This window comes from Anabaena sp. CCY 9402-a (assembly GCF_963920945.1).
GTDB classification, from domain to species: domain Bacteria; phylum Cyanobacteriota; class Cyanobacteriia; order Cyanobacteriales; family Nostocaceae; genus Trichormus; species Trichormus minutissimus.
In genome coordinates this window covers 1-12,186 of record NZ_CAWUDL010000069.1, presented here as the reverse complement: position 1 = coordinate 12,186, position 12,186 = coordinate 1, and the positions used below count along the sequence as shown (strand labels likewise).

The following is a 12,186-nucleotide window of genomic DNA, read 5'->3' as shown; positions in this document are numbered from 1 at the left end:
TTATTTTAGATGCTAATTATTATGTATGCTTTCTTCAAAATTTTCTAAGAAATTGAGCAGATTCATGCCTAAATTTAGATTTTCTTTGATTATTTGATATTGAATTTGAGGTGATTCTAAAGAATTATCAGCGAGGGAACGAAGAGAGCTTAATAGCGAGTTTAACTGTGTGTGAAATCCGTGTATTGTATGCAAATATTCACTTTTGTCACTGCTGCTTTGATTGTTCTCTGGTGATGATGTAGATAGGTAGTGGATTTGCTGCTGCACAATATCCTCAAAAATATCCAGGGTGTTGAGGATTTTAAACGTTGATTTGTATGAGTCTTCAATTAATGTTTGGTATTCTTGAGTTTGCTGTTCTTGAGTATTGTCTGTCATCTCATCAAGTAACAAGTGCAAGACACCAATCATTGAGTTCAGCCTTGTCCGCATTTCATGAGAAATTCGCAATAAGCTTTGATTACTATGATTACTATGATTGCTAGTTTTAGGAATATCACTAAACTGCATTGAGTAGAGACGCGCGTAATAACCACCTTTTTGTAGGAGTTGTTCATGAGTTCCTACTTCTATTACCTGTCCTTGATCTAGGACGGCAATTTGGTCAGCTTTCTGGACTGTGGATAGGCGATGAGCAATGACTAAGGTGGTGCGATCGCGACTAAGTTCGTCTAGGGCTGCTTGCACTAAACGTTCGGAAACTGTATCTAAAGCACTAGTGGCTTCATCTAAAATTAAAATTTCTGGATTTTGCAATAAGGCGCGGGCGATCGCTAATCTTTGTCTTTGTCCTCCAGATAGCATCACACCGCGATCGCCAATTAAGGTATCAAATTCCTGTGGTAATTTACTAATAAACTCATAGGCATTGGCTCGCTTGGCAGCTGTAATAATTTCATCCTTGGTAGCCTCTGGTTTCCCATAGGCGATATTCTTTCCTACCGACTCATTAAACAAAAAGGTATCTTGACTAACAATTCCCATCCTTTGGCGTAAAGATTTCACGTTAAAATCACGCAAATCTCTACTGTCAATTGTAATACTACCGGATGTTGGATCATAAAATCTGGGTAGTAGGTCAGCCAAGGTTGACTTACCAGCACCAGAACTACCTACTAAAGCTAAGGTTGTACCACGAGGTAAAAATAAAGTGACATCTTTTAATACCAATTTATCTTGTCCCGGATAGCCAAAAGACAAGGAGTTAAAACCTATACCCTTTTCTAATTTGGTGTAAATAACATCACCTTCACCCATAAAGGGTTTATTATCACGCCGCAAAAAATCAGTTACTATATCCACGCTAGGCGCACTATTGGCAAAACTATTGCGAATACTATTCAACTGAGAAACTAGTGGTAACAGTCTCAGTAGTACCAATAAATATGTAAGCAGTACGGCTGATAGAGCTGAAACTTGATCAGAAAATAAAACTCTGCTTAAAAACACAATCAATAGCAAGGATGTAATTCCCATGACCTCACTGAGTGGAGCAATCAATTGGGAATTTGCTTGAGAATCGAAATCTGCTTGCTCGCGATCGCGAATTAGAGTGATGATTTTTTTATATTCTTTGTCTTCATTTCCTGTAGCTTTAACTAACCTAATCCCATTTAATATTTCTAGCACAGTGATTGAATACAATTTGGACATTTCACTAAGCTGTTGTCCAAATTGTTTGGAGCGGGAAATTGTATACTGGTTAATTAATGTGACTAAAGATAACAACACAGTAGCCGCAACAGTTAACTGCCAAGAAATCGATAGCAGCAATCCAATAAATACAAAAATTGTAATAACATTAATAATTAATTTAATGACATTACTGATAGAACCTGCCGCCCGGCCAATTTCTCCTCCCAGACTATTCAATAAATCACCAACTCTCATTTTGGTGTAGTAGTCTAGGTCAACCTCTAGCAATAATTTCAATCCAGTTTCTCGAATATCTGAAGTTAACTTTCTTGTAAAAGAGCTTGATGTTAAAGAACTAGTATAAGTGGCTAAATTTTTTAAACAAATCGTTAATATAATTGCCCCCGACATGACCAATATCCGATAGCTCTCTGGGACATTATCAAACGGAGTCATGATTGACTTTAGCAGCGAAGGGGCATTAGTTAAGTCTATCTCTTGTCCCACTATCTTTAAAACTATCGGCACAATCAAAGTTGTGCTAATACCATTAAATAAAGCTCCAGAAAATCCCAATAATACTGTCAGAAAAATCCAGCCGGGATATGGTTTGGCAAACTTTAGTAGTAGTTTTCTGGTAGACATCTGTTTTTATTATCACACCTAAGATATTGTTAACATTATTCTGTAATTTCTACATATTCCAACTTTTTCATCAAGAGTAATAGAAAATTCTTATACGAATAACCGTGTTTCTACTATGACCCAAGATAATATACCCCTAAATTTTACGTTATTCAAAATCTACCACTTAGAGCTAATCTTCATAACTGAGCAATTAATGATTGCAGGGTAGAAGCCATCGCCTCTAAACTATATTTCTCTACACATCTTTCTCTAGCTTTTTCACCACGCTCATTAGCTAAATCTATATCTTGAAAGATCAATTGAATTTTCTCGGCAATTTGTTCTGGAGATGCAGGGTTAACTAAATAACCAGTATCCGCTAAAATTTCTGTAATATCTCCTACATGAGTTGATAATACAGGTTTAGCCATTGCCATCCCATCTGTCAACTTTAAAGGAAACTGAGCGCGAGAGGTTAAGGTATCTCGTTGCGGGACGACAACAACGTGAGCCGCCGCCACAATTTCTGGCATGACATCTACAGGACACTTTGGCAACTTAATAATCCAACGTCCCCATTTTTGAATCAGCTGCTCATCGTAGTCATCGTAAGGACTACCACCGACAATCACCAGTCTTAAATCTGACTCATTTAACAAATCTAAAGCCATTAAGACATCTTCCACCCCCTTGTGAGGACGTGGTGCGCCAGGAAACATCAAAATTCGATATTCAGACAGACCATAACGCTCTCTACTGATTTTTGGGTCATACTTACTAGGATCGAACATAGCAGTATCTTTCCCATTCGGTACATAAACACCGCCAAAACGTTTTTGTAAAAACTGAGTATCTACTGTGATGGCATCTGCTTTTGGTACTAACTTTTCTATCCATTGAAGATACAGTGGATGATCTGGAAATCTCAATGCACCTTTAGGCTTAAAAATATCTCTGTACAATTGCTTAAAGCCAGGACGATATTGCCATTCATCACCACCGTGCCAACTGAGTTCCCAGTCATCCATATCTAAAAGTAAAGGACGATGGGTACTAAACTTTTTCAAGAGGGAAACCCCAAAACTCGTCGGTTTAGGTTTTACAGCATAAATAATATCCCCGTCTATTTTTTGTAACAGTTTTTGGGCAGAACCGAAAAAATTGGGATAGTTAGTACCAGAAATAGGAATAACTGTAATTTCATTAGGAGGAATTGCATACAATTCCTTTCCGTAAAGAAATCCAATAATCTCAACTTGATATCCCAAAAATTTCAAAATCTGAGCTAGCAAAAAAGCTCGGACGCTGCCACCACCTGATAAGTCGCTAACAATTAATGAAACCTTCATGCTTTCTAAATAAACCGTTCAATAAATGGTAAAAAAGAGACACTACTAGCTAGAAAATTATTATTAATAATAGATAAATCCTTGCGAATTTGTTCTAGTTTACTACCTTTTTGTCTATGACCCTTACCCGTGTAATGAATAATATAGCTTTGAACCCGATGTTTAATAGGCTCTTTACCTTTATAGTAAATTATATAGCGATCAGGTTTATTTCTCTGCTCCTGCTCTTTCAGGTATTCAGGAGAAATTAAACCGATTAAGCTATTAGTCATAGTCAGCAATTGATTGATTCTTCTGCCAAATCTAAGATTGCTATTTTTGGTGTGTGTTGTATGATTAAATTTATAATCAATATCGTGAATTTCTATACCTAATTTTTGTACAGTATAATTTAATATAGTTTGCTCGATAAATGCTCTTTTAGTTTTTGCCCATGCTAAAAGATTATTATCTACACTAAATACTTGACGATGAGCTTGAGAGACTACCATCACACCGCTATTAAAGTATATTCTCTCCCAATTAATGTTTCCTAATTCGTTTTGAATATCTTTAATAGATCCATCATGAAAGTATGTATGGTTGCTAACCAGAAAAGCCCCAAACTTTTCTTCTGGGACTATCTCAAATAGATTTGGACATTCTGGAGTTACTATAACGTCCGTATCTAAATAAATGATGCGCTCGTAACGTTCTAATAGGTCATAAATTTGGTACTTCTCATAATGCAAGTAACCAAGATTAAGTTTTGCGCTATCAATAACGATGAAATCTGCGTCTACTTTTTTGGCATAAGCAGCTAAGAGTGGATGAGTCAATTCACCAAGACTGTATTCTTTGCCGATACACAATGTAACTACTGCTTTCATTAAAAATCTCCGATTAGTTGATAATTTTTAAAACTTCTTGATAATATAACTGATTAGCATTTCTGCATTCTTCCAATGCTTCTGGATAAGTTTGTACATACTGCAATTTTTCCTGCCAATTATTGGGTTCACAAAAGGGAACTTTGTATTTTAAAGTGTAAAATTTAGTCGAAAAAGGAAAGGCTAAAACTTTTTTATTTAATAAAATTCCCCAATACATTCCATGATAAGTATTCGTTAAAATAGTGTCAGCTTCACCTAAAAATTTAATAATTTTGCTAAAACTTAATTGAAAATCATCTATGGGTGAAAATAATAGATTAGAAATTTTTTCAACTAATCCTTGTTTATTATTAAGTTTATTATTAACCATAACTGGAAAATTTTGGGGATTTGGGGGAATTTTCCATTGAGGATTGGCGTGTTGATAAATTACGAATTCATGTTTGACATCATATTTTTTATCAAATAGTTGACTCATGCAACTGACACATGGGAGATAGTTAAAGCCTTGATTGTAATCCCTAATACCATGTAGATCAAACTTACTCATGTAATTAGGATATTTCAAATTGCCGCCTAAATCTTCATAACTGTTATGACCAATACCCCAAGATATTAATTTCCCTTTTTTGTGGTCAGCAATGTAATTCATCTTTTCTGAAAAAAATTCTCTGGCGACTAAACCACCTCCACCAATGATAATGTCATTATTTAAAGTTTCTGGATTATCCAAATCCATAATATCAATTGTTTTTGTTTCTTGAGGAAAATTGAAATATAGTAAGGGAGAAGACATGATATCCCCGACATTATTATCTCTTCTATGAATATTTATTAACATCTAGTAACATCCCTCATACAAATTACTTTAATTGGTGTTGTATCTCTCTAGAAAAGTTTTCCCAAGTTAAATTTTCAACGGTTTTTCTCACGTTTGTTTTGATTTTAAAAGCTTGTGCAATCAGGTTACATATTTCCTCAACAGAACTATCGACATCAAAAACCAGTCCGTTTTCTCCATGAACTATCAAATCAGGGGCAAATCCTGTTTTACTAGCCACTGGAACTACATTGCACATCATTGCTTCAACCAAGGGAATTGGCCCTCCTTCTAGCTTGGCGGTTGAAACAAAAACATCCATTTCAGCATAATATTTGGGATAATCAGAATAGGGAGCTTCAATATAAGAAAAATTGGTTAGAGCTTCCATTTCTGGAAATTTGTCGTAATTTTTCCACCCTTTACCTAGGAGGATAAATTTATGTGATGGCATCATTTTAATGATATTTAAAATGCGCTCTGGCTCTTTGCGGTAATAAAAGGCTGTACAAAAACCCACAGCACCATTTTCACGCTCATGAGGTTGAAACAGGTTTTGATCAGCCGCACCCAATATATACGTTACTTTCTGGGAATTCAATCCCTGTGAAATCAGGAGTCTAGCAAATTGTGAACAAGCACATATAACTTTGCTTGCTTGATTAAGTACATAAATTAGTTCATCGTTACTTATACCCAGGTCATTACGAGGATGCGTATGCCAAACTAGTATTTTACTGCCCCAAATAGATGGGTTTAGTTTTATACAGATTGGTAAAAAAGAGTAATGAGCAAAAAAGTAAGCTTTTGATGGAGGTAAGGAAGACTTTGAGTAATGGAAGCAATATTTACCGGGAAAGTAAGTGGCAATTTCTCTACATATAGCTTCTAGTATCCAACCTCTAGCGAAATCTAAGACTACAAAAACTAGGTCATACTCTTCTATTGTATTTGCTGTATTTTTCTGACTCGGTAATTTGCTGATCAAAAATTTCCAATAGGCAAGAGTATAAGGGATGATATAAGCTGGTTTAGCAAGTATTGTTTCAGCTTTTTTTTTGATTTTTTTTAGCTTTTTTTTAATAGGGAAATAATACATAGTAATTTCATATAAGTCTTAGGTATTTACCAAATAAAATCATGCTAATTAATCAGGATAAATTGAGTGTACTTTTAACAAAGTTTAATTTATCTGATACAAGAGCTAGGATTTTTTTTGAACGAGGCCCACGATACTTTTCGTATAGTAAAAAGCTAGGAGTTATCGCTCTAATTTTATTTACTAATTTTATAGTAAATTTATTATTTAACGATATTTTTTTGTCGAATAATCTAACTGGGGTAGGAGCTATTTTAATTAATTGATCAAATATGGATTGATCTTGTTCTCGAATAGCTTCTTCCAAAAGATACTCGATGCCGATTGTGCAGAAATTATTCAAGTCTGGATGCTTTTGTACTACATTTTCATAAAATAAAATATAGTAATTTCTCATATAAGGCCAGTTATTGGTGCGATTAGTTTGGTGCTTCGTATAGTAAGCCCCAATCATAGGAGTATAAACAAAATTTGCCCCTGCTCTGAGAATATCTATGGCAAAATACCTATCCCCCAAAGCTTTAAGATATTCAGGAAATTGAATTTTACTCAATATTTTTTTGTGCATCAACATGGCTTGCTGAAGACAAGGATGGGGTGAGTCTGCTAAAAAATCGGGGATGAGTAAACGTTGAATTAGTTGCTCTGTAGTTAATGAACCGATAATATTTTCCTGACGGTTAACAATATTTTCTTGAGCATCGATAAATACTCGTTCATAATCTGAATAAAATATGACATTTTCAGAAAAACTAACTTGTGCTAGATGATTTAGTTGAAATCTAATTTTGTCTTCATGAATCCAATCATCTGCATCTAGACATTGAATCCATTCTCCCTGAGCCTTCTGAATCCCAAAATTGCGAGAAGATGGTAGTCCACTATTTTCTTTAAAAAAGTATTTCACTCGCTGATCAATACCCATTAATTGCTCAGACACTTGACGAGTGTTATCAGTAGAACCATCATCTATAATCAGACATTCAATCTCAGTGTAGGTTTGTGACAATACACTTGTGACTGAACGCTCAAGGTAGTGTCCTTGATTAAAGCAATTAATAATAATTGATACGAGTGGAGGCATTTCTTAAGTGTTCCTCATACTTATATTTATCAGTTAATACTCACTATTACAGAGATAGTAGGCGTATTCACTTGCCCTGAAGACTTTTGGTTCTTAAGATAGCACAGATTTTTAGTATAATTCCTGATTATGGATTTTCGCTTAGAGTTTCACTTACTTAGCATTATTGACTATGTATAACTATTACCATGAGTTACCAATTAACTAGTTTTAGCTGTCCTGTTTGGATATGGTTAAAAACACGATTAATCTGACGACGCTCTCCTTCATGCACATCTCTTTTATTGAAAACAGTAGAGGTAAGCAAGATATGGTCTTGGCGACTCATCTTACCAGAGCGCAGGATTCTGTCTACAATTTGCTTTGCTGACATCTCTGATTGGTCTTGAACATTACTATAGATATAACTTTGGTTACGACTCATAAATTATCCTACTTAAATAGATGTGTCACAGCACTACGACTAAATCTTCTTTGCTTTAAAATAAATATGAATACCACTACATACGGTTTCTTAAGTAATTTGACAGCAAAAAAAAGAACACACTAAATCTAACTGTGCATTAACACTTCCTCCTAGAGAAGTTTTACTGATCAATTAAAATATTCTTTATATTTTTTTGTATAATTTAAGTGTAAGTACAGGGTTATATTACCATAAGAGATAAAAATGGGGTCTGTAATCTAAAAAATACAAGTATTTGATCAGACTTGGGGCAATATCTAGTGATTTACTAGTAATTAAGAGTTGAAAATATATACCAAGCACTAACTTATGAGGAAATAAAGCTAATGCGAGTCATTCGTCTTGAGGCACTCTCAGACAACTATATATTCCTACTGCATGACCCTAAACAAAATATTGCAGCTGTTGTTGATCCCGCAGAGGCTGAACCGGTAATCAGGGAACTTGCAGGATTGAAAGCGGAATTAGTGGCCATTTTTAATACACACCACCATCATGATCATGTAGGAGGGAATCAGTCACTAATCCAAAAATTCCCGCAAGTGAAAGTTTATGGTGGTGCGGAAGATAAAGGCAGAATACCGGGACAGGAGGTATTTTTGCAGGAAGGCGATCGCGTCCAATTTGCTGATAGAGTAGCAGAGGTCATATTTATCCCTGGACATACCCGCGCTCACATTGCTTACTACTTCCTCCCCCAAACAGCCGATGAACCAGGGGAGTTATTCAGTGGTGATACCTTGTTTGCTGGTGGTTGCGGTCGCTTATTTGAAGGTACACCAGCCCAAATGGTGGAATCACTCAGTAAACTTAGGTCTTTACCAGATAATACCCGTGTTTGGTGCGCCCACGAATACACCTTAAAAAATTTACAATTTGCCCTGACGATAGACGGTAATAATACAGAACTGCAAAAACGTAGTTATGCAGTCAAAGCACAACGCAGTCGCCAAGAACCGACTGTACCCTCAATGTTGGGAGTAGAAAAGCTGACCAATCCCTTTTTACGTTGGGAGCAACCAGCACTACAACTAGCAGCTAATAGCAGTGACCCTGTGCAAACATTCGCCAGGATTCGGGGAATGAAGGATATGTTTTAAGTCACTTGTCCCCAATCTCCTGTCTCTATTTTGAAATTTTTGGCAATTAGGAGTTGCGATCGCCCCCCGCCTTTCGCTAGGATCTGTAAGCTTTGGGATTATAGTATTGGTTGGGATACAGCTACGCTCACGTAGATTATCCTGCTGCCACCCAAGTTAATGAGATTTTACAGGAAAAACGGAAAACAATGGCGAAACGCATACAATTAGTTTTAACTAAGGATGTCAGCAAGCTAGGAAAATCTGGCGATTTAGTAGATGTAGCTCCTGGCTATGCTCGTAATTATCTGATTCCTCAGAATTTTGCAACTCATGTTACTCCCGGTATTCTTAGACAAGTAGAACGCCGTCGGGAAGTAGAACGGCAACGCCAATTAGAGCTTAAACAACAAGCGCAAGAACAACAAGCAGCCTTAGAAAAAGTTGGTAGCTTGCAGATTGCCAAGCAAGTTGGTGAAAACGAAGCGATTTTTGGTACTGTCACCACCCAAGATGTTGTTGATGCTATCCAAGCAGCTACAGGTCAAGAAATAGACCGTCGTGGTATTACTATTCCTGATATTGGCAAGTTGGGTACTTACAAAGCAGATATTAAGCTACATTCTGAAGTCACAGCGCAAATTGATATTCAAGTGGTGGCTAGTTAAACTAGGGAGGGACAGGTGACAGGGGACAGGGGACAGGTGACAGGAGAGGGGTGGTTTTACCCCAATACCCTTGCCCCATGCCCAATTCCCCCTGCCCAATAAATAAATTATGGCTGAAGAATTAAGTTTTGAATCGCGTGGTAGCAATAGCCTCCCACCCCAAAACATCGAAGTGGAAGAAGCGATTTTGGGGGGTATTTTACTAGATCCAGAGGCAATTAGTCGAGTTAGCGATCGCCTAATTCCTGAAGCTTTTTATATTACTGCTCATAAAGATATCTATCAAGCTACCCTCCGCCTCCACGCGCAGGGTAAACCTACGGATTTACTCGCGGTGACAAGTTGGCTGGCTGACAATGATTTACTGGCGCGAATAGGTGGCAGAAATAAGTTAGCCACATTGGTAGATCGTACAGTCTCAGCCGTAAATATTGATGCCTTAGCCGGGTTAGTGATGGAAAAATACCTGCGACGGCAATTAATTAAGGCTGGTAATGAAATTGTCCATCTCGGTTATGAAACGGAAACTGAGTTGCCAATTGTGTTAGACCAAGCCGAACAAAAGGTTTTCGGTGTTACTCAAAAACGTCCCCAATCCGGTTTAACTCACATTGCTGAAACCCTGATTAATAATTTCCAGGAAATTGAGGAGCGAAATCAAGGTATTTCCTTACCTGGGATTCCTTGCGGCTTTTATGATTTAGATGCTATGACTAGCGGTTTCCAGCGTTCTGATTTGATTATTGTCGCTGGAAGGCCATCAATGGGGAAAACCGCATTCTGTCTGAATCTAGCTCACAATATCGCCGCTTCTATGCGATTACCTGTGGCTGTGTTCAGCTTGGAAATGTCAAAAGAGCAATTAGTACAACGCTTATTAGCGAGTGAAGCACAGATTGAAAGTGGTTATCTGCGGAGTGGAAGATTAAGTCAAACTCAATGGGAACCTTTAAGCCGTGCGATCGGTATGCTGTCGGAAATGTCGATTTTTATCGATGATACGCCCAATATTACCGTTACCCAAATGCGGAGTCAAGCGAGGCGACTGCAAGCGGAACAGGGTGTAGAACTGGGTTTAGTAGTGATAGATTACCTGCAATTGATGGAAGGAGGGGGTGATAACCGTGTCCAAGAGTTATCGAAAATTACCCGTTCTCTCAAAGGTTTGGCGCGGGAATTATCTGTACCGGTGATTGCGTTATCTCAGTTAAGTCGTGGGGTGGAAGCACGGACTAATAAGCGTCCCATGTTATCTGATTTGAGAGAATCTGGTTGTTTAACTGGTGATAGTTTGGTGACGTTAGCAGATAGCGGTCTACAAGTTCCTATTCGGGAATTAGTAGGTAAATCTGGTTTTGCAGTTTGGGCGTTAAATGAAACCACAATGCAGTTAGAGAAAGCAATTGTTAGCCATGCTTTTTCTACAGGTGTCAAGCCTGTATTTACCTTAAAAACCCGCTTGGGAAGAAAAATTCGCGCCACTGGTAATCACAAGTTTTTAACAATTAATGGCTGGTGCAGATTAGATGAATTCAAAATAGGCGATCACCTGGCTTTACCTAACCTCTCAGTAGCAAGTGTTAGCAATTCTGAAATTGTGATTCAATCGACACTGTATAAACACAATGCAAGTAGAGAAAGAACTGCAACATTGACTAATCCTGTCCAATCTGAAGAAATAAATCTCTTAGCAAAAAATGATATTTATTGGGATGAAATTATATCAATTGCAGCTACTGATGAAGAAGAAGTTTATGATTTAACAGTTCCTATATTGCACAATTTTGTGGCGAATAATATCATTGTTCATAATTCTATTGAACAAGATGCGGATTTAGTCATCATGTTATATCGAGATGATTATTATAATTCTGATAGTCCCGATCGCGGTGTTGCAGAAGTCATAGTTGCCAAACACCGCAACGGACCGACAGGTACAGTCAAATTACTATTTGATCCGCAATTTACCAAGTTTAAAAATTTGGCTAGACAGGGTAATTATTAGACTGCTAACCTAAATAGCGAACTCAGGAGCAGTAGATATATGTTAGGATTTGACCGCATTACATTTGACCCCCGCATTATGGGTGGACAAGCTTGCATTCGGGGAATGCGAGTTCCGGTTTCATTAATTTTAAATTTGGTCGCCAATGGCAAAACCGTGGCTGAAATCTTAGAAGATTATCCATATTTGGAATTAGATGATATTCAGCAATCATTAATGTATGCTGCATGGTTGGCACGCGAACAGGTTTTTCCCATACTTGGTAAGCAAGCTGGATGAAATTTTTAGCAGATATGGGTATCTCACCACGTACTGTAAATTGGCTCAAATCTGCTGGTTATGATGCGATACATTTAGTATATGAAGGTCTAGAAAGATTACCAGATGATGAGATTTTAGTAAAAGCTCGGTTTGAAGAGCGCATTTCAATACTTCTCGGTTAAGGATTAAGCAGTATTAAGAATAAAAAAAGTGAGTGG

Annotated in this window: 12 protein-coding genes; 5 read left to right on the top strand and 7 right to left on the bottom strand. The window is 37.2% G+C overall.

Annotated features, from left to right (window positions below; translation table 11 throughout):
* Positions 1 to 12: 12 nt before the first annotated feature.
* The 7 genes from ACM0OR_RS21660 to ACM0OR_RS21630 all read right to left on the bottom strand — a co-directional run bounded on the left by ACM0OR_RS21660 (position 13) and on the right by ACM0OR_RS21630 (position 7,913).
* Positions 13 to 2,283: an ABC transporter ATP-binding protein gene (locus tag ACM0OR_RS21660; RefSeq protein WP_414578694.1), complete on the bottom strand. Its 2,271-nt coding sequence runs from the start codon at positions 2,281 to 2,283 to the stop codon at positions 13 to 15.
* A 179-nt stretch (positions 2,284 to 2,462) separates the two neighbouring features.
* Positions 2,463 to 3,614, bottom strand: a complete 1,152-nt coding sequence (locus ACM0OR_RS21655; RefSeq protein WP_414578693.1) for a glycosyltransferase family 4 protein — start codon at positions 3,612 to 3,614, stop codon at positions 2,463 to 2,465.
* A 5-nt stretch (positions 3,615 to 3,619) separates the two neighbouring features.
* Positions 3,620 to 4,483 (bottom strand): glycosyltransferase, encoded by an 864-nt coding sequence (locus tag ACM0OR_RS21650; RefSeq protein WP_414578692.1) that lies wholly within the window; start codon positions 4,481 to 4,483, stop codon positions 3,620 to 3,622.
* A 13-nt stretch (positions 4,484 to 4,496) separates the two neighbouring features.
* Positions 4,497 to 5,282, bottom strand: a complete 786-nt coding sequence (locus tag ACM0OR_RS21645) for a polysaccharide pyruvyl transferase family protein (RefSeq protein ID WP_414578691.1) — start codon at positions 5,280 to 5,282, stop codon at positions 4,497 to 4,499.
* 67 nt (positions 5,283 to 5,349) lie between these two features.
* Entirely contained in the window at positions 5,350 to 6,405 is a 1,056-nt protein-coding gene (locus ACM0OR_RS21640) for a glycosyltransferase family 4 protein (protein WP_414578690.1), read from the bottom strand.
* A 52-nt stretch (positions 6,406 to 6,457) separates the two neighbouring features.
* Positions 6,458 to 7,489, bottom strand: a complete 1,032-nt coding sequence (locus tag ACM0OR_RS21635; protein WP_414578689.1) for a glycosyltransferase family 2 protein — start codon at positions 7,487 to 7,489, stop codon at positions 6,458 to 6,460.
* Positions 7,490 to 7,682: 193 nt separating this feature from the next.
* Positions 7,683 to 7,913: a hypothetical protein gene (locus tag ACM0OR_RS21630; RefSeq protein ID WP_414578688.1), complete on the bottom strand. Its 231-nt coding sequence runs from the start codon at positions 7,911 to 7,913 to the stop codon at positions 7,683 to 7,685.
* A gap of 368 nt (positions 7,914 to 8,281) precedes the next feature.
* Here ACM0OR_RS21630 and gloB point away from each other — a divergent pair, with 368 nt between their 5' ends.
* The 5 genes from gloB (at position 8,282) to ACM0OR_RS21605 (ending at position 12,150) form a co-directional block, all read left to right on the top strand.
* A complete protein-coding gene (gloB, locus tag ACM0OR_RS21625) occupies positions 8,282 to 9,055 on the top strand; it encodes a hydroxyacylglutathione hydrolase (protein ID WP_414578687.1) in 774 nt (257 codons plus the stop codon).
* A 188-nt stretch (positions 9,056 to 9,243) separates the two neighbouring features.
* Positions 9,244 to 9,702 (top strand): 50S ribosomal protein L9, encoded by a 459-nt coding sequence (gene rplI / locus ACM0OR_RS21620; protein ID WP_414578686.1) that lies wholly within the window; start codon positions 9,244 to 9,246, stop codon positions 9,700 to 9,702.
* A 109-nt stretch (positions 9,703 to 9,811) separates the two neighbouring features.
* The gene (gene dnaB, locus ACM0OR_RS21615) at positions 9,812 to 11,707 is read left to right on the top strand and encodes a replicative DNA helicase (RefSeq protein ID WP_414578685.1); all 1,896 of its coding nucleotides are present in this window, start codon (positions 9,812 to 9,814) and stop codon (positions 11,705 to 11,707) included.
* Between the two features lie 39 nt (positions 11,708 to 11,746).
* Entirely contained in the window at positions 11,747 to 11,986 is a 240-nt protein-coding gene (locus ACM0OR_RS21610; RefSeq protein WP_414578684.1) for a DUF433 domain-containing protein, read from the top strand.
* 14 nt (positions 11,987 to 12,000) lie between these two features.
* Positions 12,001 to 12,150, top strand: a complete 150-nt coding sequence (locus ACM0OR_RS21605; protein ID WP_414578683.1) for a DUF5615 family PIN-like protein — start codon at positions 12,001 to 12,003, stop codon at positions 12,148 to 12,150.
* Positions 12,151 to 12,186: the final 36 nt, after the last annotated feature.

Coding starts and splice junctions, on each gene's coding strand:
- ACM0OR_RS21660 (WP_414578694.1), bottom strand. CDS start 2,283: ATGTCTACCAGAAAACTACTACTAAAGTTTGCCAAACCATATCCCGGC.
- ACM0OR_RS21655 (WP_414578693.1), bottom strand. CDS start 3,614: ATGAAGGTTTCATTAATTGTTAGCGACTTATCAGGTGGTGGCAGCGTC.
- ACM0OR_RS21650 (WP_414578692.1), bottom strand. CDS start 4,483: ATGAAAGCAGTAGTTACATTGTGTATCGGCAAAGAATACAGTCTTGGT.
- ACM0OR_RS21645 (WP_414578691.1), bottom strand. CDS start 5,282: ATGTCTTCTCCCTTACTATATTTCAATTTTCCTCAAGAAACAAAAACA.
- ACM0OR_RS21640 (WP_414578690.1), bottom strand. CDS start 6,405: ATGTATTATTTCCCTATTAAAAAAAAGCTAAAAAAAATCAAAAAAAAA.
- ACM0OR_RS21635 (WP_414578689.1), bottom strand. CDS start 7,489: ATGCCTCCACTCGTATCAATTATTATTAATTGCTTTAATCAAGGACAC.
- ACM0OR_RS21630 (WP_414578688.1), bottom strand. CDS start 7,913: ATGAGTCGTAACCAAAGTTATATCTATAGTAATGTTCAAGACCAATCA.
- gloB (WP_414578687.1), top strand. CDS start 8,282: ATGCGAGTCATTCGTCTTGAGGCACTCTCAGACAACTATATATTCCTA.
- rplI (WP_414578686.1), top strand. CDS start 9,244: ATGGCGAAACGCATACAATTAGTTTTAACTAAGGATGTCAGCAAGCTA.
- dnaB (WP_414578685.1), top strand. CDS start 9,812: ATGGCTGAAGAATTAAGTTTTGAATCGCGTGGTAGCAATAGCCTCCCA.
- ACM0OR_RS21610 (WP_414578684.1), top strand. CDS start 11,747: ATGTTAGGATTTGACCGCATTACATTTGACCCCCGCATTATGGGTGGA.
- ACM0OR_RS21605 (WP_414578683.1), top strand. CDS start 12,001: ATGGGTATCTCACCACGTACTGTAAATTGGCTCAAATCTGCTGGTTAT.